This is a genomic window from Mesorhizobium sp. M1E.F.Ca.ET.045.02.1.1 (assembly GCF_003952485.1).
Classification (GTDB): Bacteria; Pseudomonadota; Alphaproteobacteria; order Rhizobiales; family Rhizobiaceae; genus Mesorhizobium.
In genome coordinates this window covers 2,999,835-3,017,593 of sequence record NZ_CP034447.1, presented here as the reverse complement: position 1 = coordinate 3,017,593, position 17,759 = coordinate 2,999,835, and the positions used below count along the sequence as shown (strand labels likewise).

The 17,759-nt window shown below is 66.3% G+C and carries 15 protein-coding genes; 12 read left to right on the top strand and 3 right to left on the bottom strand.

Annotation, left to right across the window (positions count from 1 at the left end; genetic code table 11):
• Window positions 1-44: 44 nt before the first annotated feature.
• On the bottom strand, window positions 45-1,229 hold the full coding sequence (locus EJ070_RS14610) for a Gfo/Idh/MocA family oxidoreductase (RefSeq protein WP_126091997.1): 1,185 nt from the start codon (window positions 1,227-1,229) through the stop codon (window positions 45-47).
• Window positions 1,230-1,414: 185 nt separating this feature from the next.
• Here EJ070_RS14610 and EJ070_RS14605 point away from each other — a divergent pair, with 185 nt between their 5' ends.
• From EJ070_RS14605 to EJ070_RS14570, 8 genes are all read left to right on the top strand, one after another.
• Window positions 1,415-2,308 (top strand): MurR/RpiR family transcriptional regulator, encoded by an 894-nt coding sequence (locus tag EJ070_RS14605; RefSeq protein ID WP_126091996.1) that lies wholly within the window; start codon window positions 1,415-1,417, stop codon window positions 2,306-2,308.
• Window positions 2,309-2,378: 70 nt separating this feature from the next.
• Complete coding sequence (locus EJ070_RS14600; RefSeq protein WP_126091995.1) at window positions 2,379-3,161, top strand: SDR family oxidoreductase; 783 nt, start codon at window positions 2,379-2,381, stop codon at window positions 3,159-3,161.
• On the top strand, window positions 3,158-4,693 hold the full coding sequence (locus EJ070_RS14595) for a mannitol dehydrogenase family protein (RefSeq protein WP_245464881.1): 1,536 nt from the start codon (window positions 3,158-3,160) through the stop codon (window positions 4,691-4,693). The genes EJ070_RS14600 and EJ070_RS14595 overlap by 4 nt, the downstream gene beginning before the upstream one ends.
• Before the next feature lie 17 nt (window positions 4,694-4,710).
• Window positions 4,711-5,625: a sugar phosphate isomerase/epimerase gene (locus EJ070_RS14590; RefSeq protein WP_126091993.1), complete on the top strand. Its 915-nt coding sequence runs from the start codon at window positions 4,711-4,713 to the stop codon at window positions 5,623-5,625.
• A 71-nt stretch (window positions 5,626-5,696) separates the two neighbouring features.
• Complete coding sequence (locus tag EJ070_RS14585; protein ID WP_126091992.1) at window positions 5,697-6,731, top strand: ABC transporter substrate-binding protein; 1,035 nt, start codon at window positions 5,697-5,699, stop codon at window positions 6,729-6,731.
• 243 nt (window positions 6,732-6,974) lie between these two features.
• Entirely contained in the window at window positions 6,975-8,522 is a 1,548-nt protein-coding gene (locus EJ070_RS14580) for a sugar ABC transporter ATP-binding protein (protein WP_126091991.1), read from the top strand.
• Window positions 8,519-9,505: an ABC transporter permease gene (locus EJ070_RS14575; protein ID WP_126091990.1), complete on the top strand. Its 987-nt coding sequence runs from the start codon at window positions 8,519-8,521 to the stop codon at window positions 9,503-9,505. Before EJ070_RS14580 ends, EJ070_RS14575 begins: the two co-directional genes overlap by 4 nt.
• Window positions 9,502-10,488, top strand: a complete 987-nt coding sequence (locus tag EJ070_RS14570; RefSeq protein WP_126091989.1) for an ABC transporter permease — start codon at window positions 9,502-9,504, stop codon at window positions 10,486-10,488. The genes EJ070_RS14575 and EJ070_RS14570 overlap by 4 nt, the downstream gene beginning before the upstream one ends.
• Window positions 10,489-10,496: 8 nt before the next feature.
• Here EJ070_RS14570 and EJ070_RS14565 read toward each other — a convergent pair whose 3' ends face one another.
• Window positions 10,497-11,867: a lactonase family protein gene (locus EJ070_RS14565; protein WP_245464880.1), complete on the bottom strand. Its 1,371-nt coding sequence runs from the start codon at window positions 11,865-11,867 to the stop codon at window positions 10,497-10,499.
• A 123-nt stretch (window positions 11,868-11,990) separates the two neighbouring features.
• Between EJ070_RS14565 and EJ070_RS14560 the strand changes: the two genes are divergently transcribed.
• Together EJ070_RS14560 and EJ070_RS14555 are read left to right on the top strand one after the other, a co-directional pair.
• The gene (locus EJ070_RS14560; protein WP_126091988.1) at window positions 11,991-12,884 is read left to right on the top strand and encodes a LysR family transcriptional regulator; all 894 of its coding nucleotides are present in this window, start codon (window positions 11,991-11,993) and stop codon (window positions 12,882-12,884) included.
• Window positions 12,885-13,045: 161 nt separating this feature from the next.
• Entirely contained in the window at window positions 13,046-13,768 is a 723-nt protein-coding gene (locus EJ070_RS14555; RefSeq protein ID WP_348627524.1) for a Crp/Fnr family transcriptional regulator, read from the top strand.
• Window positions 13,769-13,808: 40 nt separating this feature from the next.
• On the opposite strand, the gene EJ070_RS14550 is transcribed toward EJ070_RS14555, so the two are convergent.
• Window positions 13,809-14,276 carry a hemerythrin domain-containing protein gene (locus EJ070_RS14550; RefSeq protein ID WP_245464879.1) on the bottom strand — a complete coding sequence of 156 codons (468 nt, stop codon included), beginning with the start codon at window positions 14,274-14,276 and terminating at the stop codon, window positions 13,809-13,811.
• 239 nt (window positions 14,277-14,515) lie between these two features.
• Here EJ070_RS14550 and EJ070_RS14545 point away from each other — a divergent pair, with 239 nt between their 5' ends.
• Entirely contained in the window at window positions 14,516-16,120 is a 1,605-nt protein-coding gene (locus EJ070_RS14545) for an ATP-binding cassette domain-containing protein (protein ID WP_126091986.1), read from the top strand.
• A complete protein-coding gene (locus EJ070_RS14540; protein WP_126091985.1) occupies window positions 16,117-17,721 on the top strand; it encodes an ATP-binding cassette domain-containing protein in 1,605 nt (534 codons plus the stop codon). The genes EJ070_RS14545 and EJ070_RS14540 overlap by 4 nt, the downstream gene beginning before the upstream one ends.
• Window positions 17,722-17,759: the final 38 nt, after the last annotated feature.

Below are 17,759 nucleotides of genomic sequence, written 5' to 3'. Positions count from 1 at the left end.
CGTAGTGGCTCTCCCGAGATCGTCAAGAACGTGGCCATTTCGCATCACGAAAACCGCGCCGGCGTCCACGCTCCGCCCGCCGCGTTCGACTCCACCGCCGCCGCCACGAACTTCACGCCGCGCGCGCCGTCGACCACGTCCGGTACCTGCGCCGCGCGCGCCGCATCGACAGCCCCGCCCACTCGGTGCGCGCGGATGATGTCGGCGGCGTCGCGGTAGAAATTGGCGAAGGCCTCGATATAGCCTTCCGGATGGGCGGCCGGCATGCGCGAGACGCGCCGCGCTTCCGTGGTCGAGCCGTGGCCGCCGCGCACCAGCGTGCGGGTTTCCTCGCCATAGGGCGAGAAGCGCAGCTCCTCCGGCCGCGTGCCCAACCATTCGAGCCCGGCCTTGTCGCCATAGATGCGCACCGAGAGGTCGTTGTAGTGGCCGGGCGAGGTCTGGCTGGCGAGGATCGTGCCGCGCGCTCCGCCTGTCCAGCGCACCAGGACATGCGCATTGTCGTCGAGCCGTCGTCCGGGCACGGCGGTGAACAGGTCCGCCGAGACCGCCTCCGCCTCGAAGCCCGAGATGAAGCTCGCCAGGTTGAAGGCGTGCACGCCGATGTCGGCGAGCACCGCCGACTGTCCGGCGCGCGCCGGATCGGTGCGCCATTCGGCCTGCTTCTGGCCTTGCGCGTCGATCGGCTGCGTCAGCCAGTCCTGGATATAGGCGCCATGCACGGAAACGATGCGGCCGAGCGCGCCGGCCGCCACCATCTCGCGCGCCTGCCGCACCATGGCATAGCCGGTGTTGTTGAGCGTGACGACGAAGCGGCGCTTCCTCGCTTTTGTCAGCGCCACCAGGGCTTCGGCCTCGGCTAGCGTGGTGGACAGCGGCTTGTCGCAGATGACGTCGATGCCGGCCTCGAGGAAGGCGGTAGCGATCGGCGCATGCAGGTGGTTGGGCGTGACGACGACCACCGCCTCGATGCCATCCGGCCGCGCCGCTTCGGCTTTCGCCATGGCATGATAGTCGGCATAGCTGCGCTCCGGCGCTATGCCGATCTCGGCGGCCGATGCCGCCGCGTTCTCCGGATCCGAGGAAAGCGCACCCGCCACGAGGGCGATCTGGTCGTCGAGCCGCATGGCGAGGCGATGCACCGCGCCGATGAAGGCGTTGCGGCCGCCGCCGACCATGCCGACCGTCAGGCGTTTGCGCGAGGTTCCGTCAGCGGTTGCATGGACCATGTTTGCGATTATCCTCCCTGAAATGGCGATCCGTTGTCGGCGACGCCTGCCGCAATTTTTCGAATGATATTTCTATTTTTCGTTTTGTAAAACTCCCGTGCCGCGATAGCGTTTCTCTTGGCCCAACCGATGGGCCGCATCCGGAGGAGGGTTCGGATGTTCCAAGCCGTCAACGGGTACCTCGTATGAGCAGCCGCAAACCGACAGACGAGCCGTCTCCGCACGGCCTGGAGACGGCAGCGGGAAAACGCAGCCGTTCGCTGGCGGCACTTGGCTACACCAAACCGCAAACCTATGAGGAACTGCGCGCCGTGCTCTCTTCCGGCACCGTGCATTTCCCGAAGCGGCTGCGCCAGGTTGCCATCTTCCTGTGGCAGCATCCGAGCGACGTGGCGCTCGGCACCATCGCGCAGGTGGCCGACCAGGCCGGCGTGCAGCCCTCGACGCTGGTGCGCTTCGCGCAGATCTTCGGCTATGCCGGGTTTTCCGATTTCCAGGGCCTGTTCAAGGACCACATGAAAGGCTCATGGCCGGAGGGTCGCAGCCACGAGCCCACGGCCGAACCCAACGCCAACCTGCATTTCCTCAACGGCATGGTCGGCGCCTCGCAAGCCTCACTCGGCCGCATCGGCAACGGCTTCGACATCGACAGCTTCGAGAAGATGGTCGAACTGCTGGCCAGCGCGGAACTGATCTATGTCATCGGCAGCAAGCGCGCCTTCCCCGTCACCACCTATCTGTCGCTGACGCTGTCGCAGCAGGGGGTGCGCAACGTGCTGGTCGACAATGTCGGCTCGACCGCGCTCGACCAGGTCGGCTGCATAACGCCGCGCGACGCGGTGCTCGCAGTCTCCTTCAGCCCCTATAATTCGATCACGCCCGACCTCGTCGCCGTCGCGCATGAGCGCAAGGCGCGCATCGTCGCCATCACCGACAGCACCTTCTCGCCGCTGGTGAGACTCTCCGACGCCTGGCTGGAGGTGGTAGAGTCGGATTTCGCCGGCTTCCGCTCGCTCGCCGCATCGCTCGCCGTCGGCATGGCTTTGGTCCACGGCGTCGTTGCGCGCCGGACAGGCTGACCGTGGCGGTTGACTATCGGGAACTTTTGTTCCATTTTAAAAAAATAGAAACTTTGTTCCGGGAGGAGGAATGGAGGTTCGGCTCGACAACAAGGTGGTGCTGGTCACCGGCGCGACGCAGGGCATTGGCCGCGCGATCGCCGAGACCGCCGCGCGCTCCGGCGCCGAAGGCCTTGTGATCACCGGCCGCGACCGCAAACGCGGCGACGCTGTCGCCGCCGAACTTTCCGCCATGGGCACCCCGACCGCCTTTGCCGCCGCCGACCTCGGCGATCCCGAGGCTCCGGCAATGCTCGCCCGGACCTGCATCGAGCGCTTCGGCCGCATCGACGCACTCGTGAATGCCGCGGGCCTTACCGACCGCGCCTCCTTCGTCGATGCCAGCCTCGAAGACTGGGCATCGCTGTTCGCCGTCAATGCGCGCGCGCCCTTCTTCCTGATGCAGGCGGTCATCGCCGACATGACGAAGCGCGGCGGGGGCGGCGCCATCGTCAACATCCTGTCGATCAACGCGCATTGCGGCTCGCCCGAGCTTGCCGTCTATTCCGCCACCAAGGGCGCGCTGGCGACGCTGACCAAGAATGCCGCCAATGCCCACCGCTTCGACCGCATCCGCGTCAACGGCATCAATGTCGGCTGGACCGACACGCCGGCCGAGCGCGTCATGCAGGCCGATACGCTTGGCCATGGGCCGGGCTGGCTCGATGCGGCCAATGCGGCCCAGCCCTTCGGCCGGCTGTTCTCGGTGGGCGACATCGCCAACCTCGCCGTCTTCCTGCTCTCCGACGCTGCCGGGCCGATGACCGGCGCGCTGATCGACCAGGAGCAATGGGTGATCGGAGCGAACCGGTGAGCGCGGTGCGCGCCGAAAGCCTCGGCCCTGCCCTGCTCAGTTGCTTGCCGTCCGAGGTCCGCAAGCCGGCTTACGATCGCGCAGCAATGAGACCGGGTATCGCGCATATCGGTGTCGGCGCCTTCCACCGCTGCCACCAGGCCGAATATACCGACGATCTCCTGGCGAACCATTTCGACCGCTGGGGACTGGTCGGCATCAACATCCGCCCGCCTCTTCTCGCCGAAACGCTCGGCCGGCAGCACGGCCTCTACACGCGGCTGATCCGCCAGAATGACGAGGTCGAAGCGCGCATCATCGGCAGCATCATCCGCGTCATCGACAGTCAGGGCAGCGCCAGGCCGGCGCTCGAAGTGCTCGCCTCGTCCGACATCGAGATGGTCACCATGACGGTGACCGAGAAAGGCTATTGCCACGTTCCGTCGAACGGCGCGCTCGACCTCGACCATCCCGACATCGTGCACGACCTCGCCAACCCACAAGCGCCGCGCAGCGTGCCCGGCATCCTGGCGAGGGCGCTGGAGCTGCGCACGGGCTCGCATGGCCGGCCGGTGACGCTGCTGTCCTGCGACAACATCCCGACCAACGGCATCATCCTCGGCAATGTCGTGCGGGCGTTCGCCGAACGGCGCGGCAATGGGCTGGTGGATTGGATCGCGAGCAATGTCACCTTCCCTTCCGCCATGGTCGACCGCATCGCGCCGGCAACGACGGAGGTTGATATCGCTGCGGTGGAAAAGCGCTTCGGCTACCGCGACAGCGCCGTCGTCGTCGGCGAGCGCTTCCGCCAATGGGTGATCGAGGACCGTTTCGCCGGCCGCGTGCCGCGCTGGGACCTCGTCGGAGCGACCTTCGTAAACGACGTCACGCCGTTCGAGCACCTCAAGATGCGGGTGCTGAACGGCGCCCAGACCACGCTCTCCTATCTCGGCGTTCTCGGCGGCTTCGAACACACATCGGACGCCATGGCCGACCCGCTGCTGGCAGGCTTCGCCCGCCGCATGCTGATGGAAGAGACGCTGCCGACGCTGATGCCGGTGCCCGGCATCTCGCCGGCCGCCTATGTCGAGCAGAGCCTGGCTCGCCTCACCAACACGGCAATCCGCCATCGCAATCACCAGATCGCCACCGATGGCTCGCAGAAGATCGTCCAGCGCCTGCTCAACCCGATCCGCGACCGCCTGGCGAAAGGCGACAACATCACGCTGCTGTCGGTCCCGGTCGCCGGCTGGATGGCCTATCTGATCAAGGCATCGGCACGCTTCGGCCGGGCCTGGCAGGTGTCCGATCCCTTCGCCGAAAAGATCGCGGAGATTGCCGACCGCGTGGGTGCCGACAGCAAGGAATTGGCCAATGCAATCCTTGCGATCAATGCCATCTTCGATCGTTCACTCGCCGCCAGCGACATGTTCCGCGCAAATGTCGTCGCCGGCCTCGATGGACTGCTCTCAGACGATCCGATGGCCTTTGTCAGACATGTCCGCGCTGACCCAATAGATGCGCGGTTGAAGCGACCAGCGCGATCTGCATAGTAAAAGAGGGAGGCATCATGAAGCTTGGACTGCTCACGGCACCATTTCCCGATACTTCGCTTAGCGAAGTCGCCGACTGGGCGCGCTCGGTCGGCTTCGAAGCGCTGGAGATTGCCTGCTGGCCGAAGGCATCGGGCGCCAGCCGACGCTATGCCGGCACCAGCCATATCGACGCCGCCGGCATCTCGGCCTCGGAAGCCAAGGACATCGCAGCCTCGCTTGCCGGCAAGGGCCTGACGATCTCCGGCCTCGGCTTCTATCCCAATCCCCTGCATCCCGATGAGAAGCATCGCGAGGCCGTTATCGACCACCTGAAGAAGGTGATCGTGCTGGCGAGCCGCATGGGCGTTTCGCTGGTCAACACCTTCTGCGGCGGCGATGCCTCGAAGACTGTCGACGCCAATTGGGAAGATGCGCAAAAGGTCTGGCCCGCGATCATCGCCCATGCGCGCGATCATGGCGTAAAACTCGCCTTCGAGAACTGCCCGATGATCTTCAGCTATGACGAATGGCCGGGCGGGCACAACATCGCCTATTCACCCTATGTCTGGCGCCGCATCCTCGAAGCCTGGAGCGGTGACGTCGGCATGAATTTCGACCCTTCGCATCTCGTCTGGCAGATGATCGACAAGGAGCGCTTCATCCGCGAGTTCGGCCCGCACATGCTGCATGTGCATGCCAAGGACCTGATGATTGATCATGATGGTTTGTACGAGCGCGGAATTCTTTCCGCCGGCATAGGCTGGCAGGTGCCGCGCATGCCGGGGCTGGGCGACATCAACTGGAGCACCATCTTTTCGGGCCTCTACCGGGCCGGATATGACGGACCGGTCATCATCGAGCATGAGGACCGCCGGTTCGAGGGGAGCGACGACAAGGTGAAGCGCGGTTTCCTGCTTGCCCGCGACGTGCTGCGCCCCTTCGTCAAATGACGAAAGGCTTGGCTCCAATCGCATCGGAGCCCTGGAACTGCAACTGACAGTCAATGTGGAGGAGTACTGAAATGAAGACATACCTGACCATGGCCCCGCTACTGGCAGGTGCCGCCTTGCTTGCCTGGGTGGGCGTCTCGTCCGCCGAAGGCAAATACACGATTGGCATTTCCAACACCGTGCAGGGCAATGGCTGGCGCGAGGAGATGATCTGCGCCATGAAGGCGCAGGCGCTCGCTTCCGGCGAGGTGGCGAAGCTCAACATCGCCCACCGCAACACCGACGCCGCCGGCCAGCTCGAGGACATCCGCAACCTGATCAGCGCCAAGGTCAACGCCATCGTCGTCAATCCGGCCGATCCGGCCGGCATCAAGGCCGGTCTGGAAGAAGCGACCAAGGCCGGCATCGTCGTCGTCGCCGTCGACCAGGCGGTAACCGAGCCGTCTGCCTACATCATCTCCAACAACCAGGAGCAGTACGCCTATCTCGGCGCCAAGTGGCTGTTCCAGCAGATGGGCGGCAAGGGCGATGTGCTCTATATGCGCGGCGCCGCCGGCGCCTCCGCCGACAGCGACCGCGACAAAGGCTTCAAGAAAGCGCTCGCCGAATTTCCCGACGTGAAGGTCGCGCAGGAAGTCTTCACCGGCTGGCAGCAGGACCAGGGCAAGCAGCAGATCCTCTCCTTCCTCGCCACGGGAGCGCCGATCAACGGCATCTGGACCTCCGGCATCGACAACGTCATCGTCGACGCGCTGGTCGAGCAGCAGGCGCCGATGGTGCCGGTTGTCGGCGCCGACAACGCCGGCTTCGTCGGCCAGTTGAACTCGGTCAAGGATCTGGTTGGCGCCGCCGTCACCAACCCCGGCTCGATCGGCGGCGCCGGCGTCACGCTGGCGCTGCAGATCCTCGACGGCAAGAAGCCGGCGCAGCAGACCGTTCTGGTCGAGCCGCAACTCTGGGAAAACGCCACCGATGAGGGCAAGGCCAAGCTGAAATCGGCCGCCGATCCGTCGCTGAGCCCCGAGTGGCCGGTCTCGATCTCGATTCCGGACTGGACCACCTACACCAAGGACCAGATCGTCGCCTGCAAGGGCCCGGGCGAGTAAGCTGGGCTTCTTCCTTCCCCCTTGTGGGGGAAGGTGGATCGGCGCGCAGCGCCGAGACGGATGAGGGGTGCTGGAAGGAATGAGGCGTTGGTGTTTTCTGGAACACCCCTCATCCGACCTCGCTTCGCGAGGCCACCTTCTCCCACAACAAGGGGAGAAGGGAAAGTCGCCGCTCCGCAGTACGCCGCGCGCAAGCGTGGCGTGCTGTTAAAACAGGCTACACATGATCGAGACCCGCACGATTTGACCACCAATCCTCTCCTCAATGCCACCGGCGTGGCGAAGAATTACGGCGCGGTCGCAGCACTCCGCAACGCCTCGCTCTCGGTGCTGCCGGGCGAGGTCCATGCGCTGATGGGCGCCAATGGCGCCGGCAAGTCGACACTGGTGAAGATCCTGACCGGCGCCATCCAGGCGGACGCCGGCCGCATCCTGATCCGCGGCGAGGCCCGCGATGTCCGCTCGCCCGCCGCCGCGCGCCGCGCCGGCCTGTTGCCGGTCTACCAGGAGCCGGCGCTGATCCCCGATCTTGATGTCCTTTCCAATTTGCGGCTGACCGGCACGCCTGTCGAGCCGTTCCGCGCCTGGGTGCGCGAGCTCGGCATCCCCAATCTCGATATACGCGAGACCGCGCGTGACATTCCGCTCGCCGTGCTGCGCGTGCTGGACCTTGCACGCGCGCTCGCCGTCGAACCCGACGTGCTGCTGCTTGACGAGATGACCGCTGCGCTGCCCGCCAACCTCGCCGAGAAAGTGCTGGAAGTCGTGCGCCGCCAGGGCGACAGCGGCCGCTCGGTCATCTTCATCTCGCACCGTTTCGTCGAAATCTCCGCGCTCTGCGACCGCGCCACGGTGCTGCGCGACGGCGCCACCGTCGGCGTCGTCGACATCGAGCCGGGCGTCGAGGAAAAGATCGTCGAGATGATGCTCGGCGCCCGCATCGAGAAGGTCAGCGTCGCCGCCGCGCGCACCGCAAGCGAGGCGCCGGCCGTGAGGGACAGCCACCCTCGGCTGTCGGTGCGCAACCTGCAGCTCGGCACCAAGCTGCACGATGTCTCCTTCGATCTCGCCAATGGCGAGGTGGCCGGCGTCGTCGCGCTCGAGGGCCAGGGCCAGGACGAGCTCTTTGCCGCGCTTGCCGGCTCCATCCGGCCGGCCGGCGGCACAATCGCCGTCGACGGCGCGCCGGTAAGACTCTCGCATCCGAGCGATGCCATCCAGGCCGGCATCGCCTATGTGCCCGGCGACCGTACCGAAGCGCTCGCCATGCAGCGCTCGGTGCGCGAGAACATCGCGCTTCCTTTCAGCGCAGCGCTCCGCAAATGGGGGCCGATCCGGGTGCGCAGAGAGCACATGGTCGTCTCCAGCGCCATCGCCCGGCTGCAGATCGACACTCGCGCGCAAGGCGAGGTGCAGCGCCTTTCCGGCGGCAACCAGCAGAAGGTGACCATCGCCCGCTGGATCGCGGCCGACGCCCGCACCATCCTCTGCTTCGACCCGACGCGCGGCATCGATGTCGGCACCAAGCAGGAGATCTACAAATTGCTGCGCGAGCTCGCAGGCCTCGGCAAGTCGGTTCTGTTCTACACATCCGAGCTGGAGGAGGTGCAGCGTGTCTGCGACCGCGTCATCGTCATCTTCGGCGGCCGTGTCGTCGACACGTTCCCGGTCGAGCTGGCCGACGAGCCGGCGCTGATGCGGGCCGCCTACGGCCTGCCGCGCGGCGCCAGGGAGGATGTCGGCATCCTCGCCGATGTCAGGCCTGCCTCCGATGCGGAGGCCGCGCCATGATGCGCTTCCTGCGCCGCCAGGGCTGGGTCGCCGGCCTGCTCGCTTTGCTGGTATTCCTGTTCGTCGTCACCAAGCTGATCCAGCCGGGTTATGGCAGCGGCGACTTCGGCTCGCTCGCGCGGGCAGTTTTGCCTTATGCCTTCGCCGTCGCCGCCCAGACCGTCGTCGTCATTGCCGGTGGCATCGACCTCTCGGTTGCCGCCATGATGGCGCTGACCAGCGTCACCGCCGCATCGATGATGAACGGCGCCAGCGAGGAATATGCGTACTTCGTGGTGCCTTTCGTGCTTGCCATGGGGTTGGCGCTCGGGGCGCTGAACGGGCTCCTCATCGTCGTCACCCGCGTTCCGGATATCGTCGTCACCTTGGCCACTTTGTTCGTGCTGCAGGGCGCTGCGCTTCTGGTGCTCGAGGCGCCCGGCGGCGCCGCCGCCGAATGGCTGAAGGCAAGCATTATCGGCACCATGCCGATACCCAACCTTCCGGATTGGGCCGATGCCTGGGTTCCGAAGGCGTTGGTGCTGCTCGTCGTCTGCCTAGGCATTGTCTGGATCCCGCTCAGGCGCTCGCGCCTCGGACTTTCCATCTACGCCATCGGCAGCGACGAGCTCGCCGCCTTCCGCAGCGGCGTGCCGGTGGCGCGCACCAGGATCGTCGCCTATGCGCTTTCCGGCCTGTTCGCGGCGCTCGGCGGGCTCTCGCTCACCATCAGCACCGGCATCGGCGCACCGATCCCCGGTCCCTATCTGCTCGCCAGCGTCGCAGCGGTGGTGCTGGGCGGCGTCGCGCTCGGTGGCGGCAAGGGCGGGCTGCTCGGGCCGATCATTGCCGTCTTCGTGCTGCGGCTGGTGCGTACCGACCTCACGCTGCTGGCCATCGATCCCAATGTCACCGCCATCGTCGAGGGGGCGATCATGGTCGCCGTCGTGATGTTCGGCGCCTTCATCACCATCCGGGGCCGCCCGGCGGGAGCAACGCCATGACAAGCAGCGCGACCATGCCTCAACCGGTCTCCTTCGGCCGCCGCCTCAAACGCTTCATGGCGGACCGGCCGCTCATTCCGCTGATCATCCTGCTCGTCATCCTGGTGGTGATCCTGCAGATCCTTCGCCCCGGCATCTTCAACGAGCGCTGGATCGCCAACACGGCCAAATTCGCCATTCCACTGGCGATCCTCGCCGGCTGCCAGACCATGACTATGCTCACCGGCGGCATCGACCTTTCCGTCGGCACGGTGGCAACGATGAGCGCCTTCATCATGGCGACCCAGATCGTCAATCAGGATCCGACGGTGGTCTTCATCCTCGCCATGCTGCCGGCGGTGCTGATCGGCCTCGTCAACGGCATCGGCGTCGGCGTCTTTCGCGTCCATCCGCTGATCATGACGCTCGGCACCAGCCTGATCGGCACCGGCTTCCTGCAGGTCTACCAGCGCACCGTCATCGCCTCCGGCGCCAGGATCCCGGATTTCCTCAACTGGCTGGGCACCGGCCTCACCTACGGCTTCCCCAACGCGCTGTTCCTGTTCGTGCCGGTGGCGGCGCTGATCGTCTTCACGCTCAACCGCACCGGCTTCGGCCGCCTGCTCTTCGCCGTCGGCGACAATGAGCGCGCGGCGCGTCTGTCCGGCGTCCGCTACTGGCAGGTGATCACCGCGCTCTATGTCATCTCCAGCCTGCTCGCCGGCATCACCGGCCTGCTCTATATCGGCCTGATCAAGGCGCCTTCGCTGTCGCTCGCCGAGCCGCTGGTGCTGCCTTCGGTGGCCGCCGCCGTCATTGGCGGCACCTCGATCTTCGGCGGCCGCGGCGGCTACACCGGCACCATCATCGGCGCTCTGATCCTCACCGTGCTGACCACGCTGCTCACCATCCTGCACATGCCCGAGGGCGGCCGCCGCATCCTCTTCGGCTTCATCGTGCTGTTCGTGACCGCGGCTTATCTGAGGATCATCGAGGATCGCTGAGAAATCGGCTACCCGGCCAGATCGACGTGATGAGCGCCGTGCGTCAGCGGAATGCGGCCGATCCGTTCCAGCGATGGTCGCTCGCCGCTGGCCGCATCGCCCTTGACGACACGGAAGACTTCCAGCCCAGCGCCGGTTTCCGGTCCGGCGTCCGCATGGCCCTGGAACACGGTGGCAAGGAAATGGTCTCCGGTCCTGTCGAAACTGCCTCCCTCCGGCAACGAGCCTTCGAAGGGATAATCGGCGATCTTGACGATACCGCCGGTCGCCGGATCGAAGCTTAGCAGCGTTACGGTGGCGTGGCGCTGGAAGCGCGCGGACGCCGGCGGGAAGGCGGTCCCGCGCATGTTGACGGTCGCCACCAGCCTTCCATCCGGGCTGATCGCGATGCCCTCGGCCGACAGATCGGTCTCGGTCCGGGCGACAAGCCGATGGCGGGCGGCGTCGGCCGGTGCCTCAGGAGCGGCAAGCTGCACGACGCTGACCGTCGATGGCGTCTCGGGGATGCGCCCCTCGAGATCGGCGGCAACGAAGTTCCGGCCCCAGTTGGAGGTCAAGTAATGGCGTCCGTCCGGTGTGAAACGGCCAACGAAGGGATCGGCGCCGACCTCCACGCTGTTGCCCCAGGGGCGCAGGTCCGGCGCGCCGTTCGCGTCACTGACCTCAAAGAAGGCGACCCGGTTCTGGCTGTTGATGTTGACTGCGATGAAGCGGCCGTTCGGATGCCAATGGACGTTGGTCGCGGTCACACCGCCGCGAGGCGTGGAAGCAGGTCCGGTGATCCCCAGATCGGCAAGGTTGAATCGGGTGACGGAGCCGAAACGACCTTCGGCATAGCCGATGATCTGAACGAAGCTCGCCTCCGGCGTGTTGGACACCACGGCGACGTGGCGTCCGTCGGGCGAGACCGACAGGGCTTCTGGGAAGGCGGCGATCTCGGCAGTATCCGCCAGCCGAGGCGCTGCGCCGTCGGAGAGGTCGATCCCGAACAGGCGCTTTCCCGGAGGCAGGTCGCGGACAGTATCGCCTTCGTCCGATCGTTCGCCCAGCCTTTCGGTGACGAAGGCGGTCTGCCCATCTGCGGTAAATTGCAGGATTTCCGGAGCGGCGGTTACGGAATTGGAGACCGGCACGGTGCCGGTGACGACCTTGCCGTCGACGATGGAAACGATCGTGAGCATATCGCGAAAACCCGCCTCGCGGGGCGCAAGCTGGCCCGTGGCATAGGTCTGGGCGACGAAGTCGCCGTCGGAGATCACGGCGATCCGGCTCGCCGAGATACGGCCGGCAAGATCAAGCGACTGCGCTGCCACGACTGGCGGCACGAAGGCGCTTAGCACGGCAGCAAGTGCGAAGCGGCGGAAAGTTGAACTGATCACAATGCTGTTCCTTTTGCTGGTTCCACTGAAACCCCTCGTCTTGTTCGAAAATATCTCTGGCGCTGATTGCCTTCCAATTGGAATATCTTCGTCTGTGATAGAGGATCTGCATAAGGAGCGACCTTGGATATCCGCACCCTGGCCTGCTTCATCGCCGTCGCCGAAGATCTGCATTTTCGCCGCGCCGCCGATCGGCTGAACCTGACCCAGCCGTCGCTCAGCCAACGCATTCGTGCCCTGGAGACAGAGATCGGTGCCGAGCTGTTCGAACGGGACCGTCGAGGAGTGACGTTGACGCCGGCCGGGGCCGCCTTCCTCGGCCCCGCCCGAAAGGCTGTCGAGCATGCCAATGCCGCCAGGACGCAGGCGCTCAGAGCCATTCGCGGCGAGGTCGGGCGCTTGCGTCTCGGCTTCACCGTCATTGCCTTTTACGGAGTTCTGCCGGAGGCGGTACGCGCGTTTCGCGCCCGCTATCCAGATGTCGAGGTGGATCTGATCGAAATGAACTCGCCGCTGCTGGAGGCGGCACTTTCGGCCGGCGAGATCGACCTCGGCGTGCTGCATCCTCCGCTGTCGACGCCGGACCTGATTGTCCATGCCCTGCCGGACGAGCCGCTCGTGCTGGCGCTTCCATCCGCGCACCAGCTTGCCGGGCAGACCGCCATCCGTGTGGCCGACCTCGACGGCGAGCCCTTTCTGCTGGCGCCCCGCGCCATCGGCCCAAGCATCTACGACCGCGTGATCGCTTTGTTCCAGGCCGAAGGCCTGAGCCCAAGGATCGTCCAAGAGGTGACGCCGATGACGACCCTGGCCGGCCTCGTCGCGGCCGGTGCCGGCCTGGGGTTCGTCACGGCGGGCATCGCGAGGGCGGCGCTGCCGGGCGTGGCTTATCGCCCGGTCATCCCGTCGCCGCCGTCCTTGCCCATGGCAGCCGCCTGGCGCGTGCCGACGCTGTCTGCCTGCGGCCAACAGTTTCTCGAAATGGTCAAGACGCTGGTTGCAGCATCCAGACATTGACGTCGCGACGATTGCATTCGTAGCGGACGCTGGCAGCGGCGCAGCCACCTCCTTCGGAGGCGGTAAGGAAAGAGGGGCCTTCAGGAAGGCACGGGCTGCGACGCTATCGCCCCCCGCCACGCATTGCTGGCGCACGACGGGAACACTATAGGTGTTCCATCGTGCGCGAAGATATTCACACGACAGGCATTCCGGTTCTCTGCGTTTCATGCGAGGCGCGGCATCGCGGCATCTGCGGCGCGCTCGGCCCCGACCAGCTCCTGGCCCTTTCCAAATCGACGATGCGGCACAAGGCCGACGCCGGCAAGGAACTGGTGAGCGATTCCAGAAGCGTCGAGCGCTTCTCCAACGTGCTCTTGGGCGTCGTGAAGCTTACCAAGACGCTTTCCGACGGCCGCCAGCAGATCGTCGGCCTGCAGTTCGCCCCGGATTTCCTCGGCAGGCCGTTCCAGGCCGAGAGCTCGCTGACCGCCGAGGCCGCGACCGAGGTCGAGCTGTGCTCGTTCCCGCGCCAGGCGCTGGAGCGATTGATGAAGGAGCAGCCGGATCTCGAGCATCGCCTGCTCGAGCAGAAGCTGCGTGAGCTCGATCAGGCGCGCGACTGGATGGTGGCGCTCGGCCGCAAGACCGCAGCCGAGAAGATCGCGAGCTTCCTTTTGATGATCGCGCGCAACATCGATCCCGGAGCCGGACCGGAGCGCCGGCGCGCCGCTTTCGAACTGCCGCTGTCGCGCGCCGAGATCGCGGATTTTCTTGGCCTTACCATTGAGACGGTAAGTCGGCAGATCACGCGCCTGCGCGGCGAGAACGTGATCCGGATCGAGAACAACCGTCACGTCATCGTCGACGACATTGGGCGACTGGCCGCACGGGCCGGAGACTGATCTCCGGCTGCTTGTCCCGGGCAAATCGGTACGGGACGCGCTACGAATTCTTGCCGGAACCGCTGCCACGAGCGCTGACAACCTCTGGCAGCACATGGTCGCGCTCGAAGGCGATGTGGCGGCGTGTCGATTCGAAAAACGCGCGCAGCATATAGCCGAAGGCTTCGGGGTTCTCGATGAGCCGGCCATGGCCGTAGGCAAGCAGCGCCTCGCTGAGGTCCATCGCCGCGCTCTCGTCCTCCAGATGCTCGAGCTTGAGCCTCGCCACGATCTCGTCCCCGCCTGTCCGCCGCGCGAAAGTGGGGAAGACGACCTCTTCCTCGAAGCGGTGGCACTCGCGCAGCAGCGGCAAGAGGTCGGCCGCCACGGCGAGGCACTGGAGCCGGTCGACGCGCGACGGCAAATCGTCGGCGATGCCTTCAAGCATGTGGCAGAGCGCCAGCATCTGCAAATGCGCCCGCTTCATGTCCGCCGGGCTGCTGAACGGCTCGTGGTTTGCACCCGTCATGATGGCTCCTCCGCCAAGGCCGGGCTCACGGGGTGGGCAAGGCAACGGTGCCTTCGACGGGCTCTTCGCGAACGGTGCGCGGCTTGCTCCGCAACGCGAATTGCGGCCGGGACAAGTCAACGAGCAGAACGTCGGGCATGGCAAGTATCCTTTTGGATATGTTTCATAACGCCGTGACGATCGTCGTGAGTTGACGTGGATCAACCCGTTCCGTAGCGACGCGTGCCAACAAGTGGGGCATGAAAAAGCTGTCTGCCCCGGCTCAAGGTCCCGATCCCGCCGCATCGCCCGGCTTCCAGGCGCTGACTGCCGCTGAGCGGTTGGCAAAACCCGGATTGCGCGACCTGCTCATCTGGCAGATTGCTCGCACCGCACTGCGGCTCGGCTTCGCCGCGACGGCGGCGATGCTCGCGGGGCGGCTCGTGATGGGCGAGTCGATAGATCCGTGGCTCGCTACAGCGGCGATTGTGCTTTTGGCGGCCTCCTGCGTCGCCGGCCTTGCCGCCGATAGGGTGCAGGCTTCCGCGGAAAACGCTGTATCGACCGGCCTGCGCGAGCTGGCGGGCGAGCGGCTGAACGAAATGCCGGCGAGGCTTCTGCAATCGCTCCCGGTCGGCAGCGTCATCGTCTCCATTCAGCGTCATCCGGAGCAGGTGGCGGCGCTTGTCGTGGGCCACCGTGCCGCCACGGCCATGATGGCGGCAGGCCCGCTGCTGGCGGCGGCAACGCTTGGCTTCGTCTCCTGGCAGGCGGCGCTGCTGGTCGCCGGCCTGACGCCGGTCATGATCCTGTTCTTCGCGCTGGTGGGCAAGGCCATCCGCCGGCGCGCCGACGCGCAGGAACACGCCTTCGGACGGCTGGCCGACCAGTTCGCCGACCGTATCCGCACGTTGCCCACGATCCTGGCGAACCACGCAACGGCAGGGGAAGCGGCGAAGCTTGCCCGGCGTCTCGAGACCTATGCCGGCAAGACGATCGGCCTGCTGCGTATCGCCTTCGTGAATGCCGGTATCATCGATTTCTTCGCCTCGCTGTCGATCGCCGTACTGGCCGTCTTCCTCGGTCTCGGACATCTGAAGCTCGCGACAATCCCGGGCTTTTCCAATCTCGAGCTCTGGCAGAGCCTGTTCATCCTGATGATCGCGCCGGAATTTTTCGCGCCGTTCAGGCGCTTTTCCGAGCAGTACCACGCCAAAGCGGAAGGGCTGGCGGCGGCCGCGGCGCTCGACCGCCTGCTCGGCGCCGAACCGGTCGCGGCGAAGACCTTGCCGGCGCTCGAGCGCCTGCACCTGACGCTGCCTGCAAAAGGCCTTGTCGCCATTGTCGGCCCAAGCGGATCGGGCAAGTCGACATTGCTGCGCCGTCTCGCCGGCCTGGAACATGGCGGAATGCAGGGCACCCAACCCCTCGCCGGCGCCGAGATCGCCTGGGTTTCGACCGACAGCTACGTGCCCGAAGGAACGCTCGGTGAGGCCATCGCCTGGAATGCCGGCGCCGTGACCCGGGACCGGCTGGAAGACGCCGCCTGCGTGATCGGGCTGCTCGACGACGCGCTCTTGCCGGGCGGCCTCGATGCCAGGCTCGACAAGGGCGGGGCCAACCTTTCGGGAGGCCAGCGGCTTCGCATCGCAGTCGCCCGCGCAACACTCGCCGGACGCGCCGCGCTGGCCGACGAGCCGACGGCGAAGCTCGACCGTGAGACGGCCGAAGCCGTGCGCAGAACGCTGCTTGCGATTTCACGGTCGCGACTGGTCGTCTTGGCCACCCATGACCGCGATTTGGCCGCCGTCGCGGATATTACGGTCGATCTCACCCAAAACGACGCCGTCGAGGTGGCGGCATGAACATCTCATTCCAATCCTCCCAATCCTCAAGCCGGACGTCGTGGCGACTGGCGACCGGCTTCGCGTTTGCGGCGCTGGCCTGCGCCATATTGCTGGGCGGTGTTTCCGCATGGCTGCTGGGCTCGGTGGCGATCGCCGGCCTCTCGGCCGCAGCCTTGACCTTCAACTTTCACATGCCGGCGGCCTTCATCAGGCTGTTCGCTATCGGCCGCACCGCCGCCCGCTACGGCGAGCGTCTGACGGGTCACCGGGCGGCGCTTGCGGACCAGGTTGCGCATCGCGTCGAGCTCTTCGCCGCGATGGCGTCGGCGCCCGCCGTGCGCCGGGCAGGATGGCAGCTCGGCGATGACGCCCGTCTTGCCGACTATCTCGACGACGTCGAGGACCTGGACTACGCCCGGCTGCGCGCCGGACTGCCGGCGCTGACGCTCGCATGCGGCCTCGCCGCCCTGATTGCCGGGTCGGCGATGCTCGCGCCGCTGTCTCTCTTGCCGATCATCCTCTTGCTGGTCGCCATCCTGTTCGCAGGGAATCGGATGGCCAAGGCTGGCGCCATGGGATGGGACCGCGCCAGGTCGCTGCGCCGCGGGGGCGCAAGCCGGCTTGGAGCGACCATGGCGTCAGCCGTTCCGCTCAAGGCTGAGTGCGCGTGGAACCGCGAGTGCGCTGCCGCCCTCGCCGCGCTCTCCAGCGCCGACGGCGAATTGCTTGCGCTCCGTCGGCTTCAGGCCCGGCTGGACATGATCGGCGCGACCTTCGGCCCGGTCGCAGGCATCAGCGTCATGGCTGCGGCCTGGCATGCAGGGCGGCAAGGCTCGGAGCTGCTGATGCCCATGCTGCTTGCCTTCTCCTGGCTGGCGCTGGGCGAAGCCGTGAACGGCGCGTCGCGCATGCTGGTCGCCGTGATGCGCCGCAACGCGGCACGGGCCGAGATCGATCGGTGGACGAGAGACGCTTCGGATGGCAGGCGTGTGTCCACGCTGCGGCCGCTCGAGCCGCGCCTGCTGCTCCACGGCGGGTTGCAGCGCCGCGCGCCCGACGGACGGGCGATTGGAACGCTGGTCGCTCTGCTCTTCGAAAGGGGGCGGCCGACGATGCTTGTCGGGGCAAGCGGTTCGGGCAAGACCAGCCTGCTCAAGCAGATCGCAGGCTGGATCGGCGAGGATGGTTTTGCCGCGGACGACCGCATCCTGTCCGCAAGCGAGCGGCGGGCGCTTTCAGCGCTCGTCCTGCACGACGCGGTCATCCTGGAAGACACCGTCCGCGCCAACCTCTTTGCCGCCGACGCTGCGGATGCCGCGCTCTGGCGCGCGCTCGAAGCTGTCGAGATGGACGGCCGCATCCGCGAGGCCGGCGGGCTTGATGCCTGGATCAGGCAGGACAGGTTCTCGCTGGGCGAGGTGCAGCGCATCAACCTCGCGCGCGCCTGGCTGTCGTCACGGCCGCTCGTGCTGCTCGACGAGCCGACGGAGCATCTCGACGACGCGCAGGGTGAGCGCATTCTTGAGCGGCTGCTCGCCCACCTCGATGACCGGATCGTCGTCGTCTCCACCCATCGCACGCCGCTTCGCGACGCCCGCATCATCGAGTTGCAGACATGAATGCCATGCCGAGGGCGCCAGTCTATCGAAGCCTAGAT

What these genes read in the sequence shown, in the direction of transcription:
- EJ070_RS14610 (WP_126091997.1), bottom strand. Translation starts at nt 1,229, where the DNA reads ATGGTCCATGCAACCGCTGACGGAACCTCGCGCAAACGCCTGACGGTC.
- EJ070_RS14605 (WP_126091996.1), top strand. Translation starts at nt 1,415, where the DNA reads ATGAGCAGCCGCAAACCGACAGACGAGCCGTCTCCGCACGGCCTGGAG.
- EJ070_RS14600 (WP_126091995.1), top strand. Translation starts at nt 2,379, where the DNA reads ATGGAGGTTCGGCTCGACAACAAGGTGGTGCTGGTCACCGGCGCGACG.
- EJ070_RS14590 (WP_126091993.1), top strand. Translation starts at nt 4,711, where the DNA reads ATGAAGCTTGGACTGCTCACGGCACCATTTCCCGATACTTCGCTTAGC.
- EJ070_RS14585 (WP_126091992.1), top strand. Translation starts at nt 5,697, where the DNA reads ATGAAGACATACCTGACCATGGCCCCGCTACTGGCAGGTGCCGCCTTG.
- EJ070_RS14575 (WP_126091990.1), top strand. Translation starts at nt 8,519, where the DNA reads ATGATGCGCTTCCTGCGCCGCCAGGGCTGGGTCGCCGGCCTGCTCGCT.
- EJ070_RS14570 (WP_126091989.1), top strand. Translation starts at nt 9,502, where the DNA reads ATGACAAGCAGCGCGACCATGCCTCAACCGGTCTCCTTCGGCCGCCGC.
- EJ070_RS14550 (WP_245464879.1), bottom strand. Translation starts at nt 14,276, where the DNA reads ATGACGGGTGCAAACCACGAGCCGTTCAGCAGCCCGGCGGACATGAAG.
- EJ070_RS14545 (WP_126091986.1), top strand. Translation starts at nt 14,516, where the DNA reads ATGAAAAAGCTGTCTGCCCCGGCTCAAGGTCCCGATCCCGCCGCATCG.
- EJ070_RS14540 (WP_126091985.1), top strand. Translation starts at nt 16,117, where the DNA reads ATGAACATCTCATTCCAATCCTCCCAATCCTCAAGCCGGACGTCGTGG.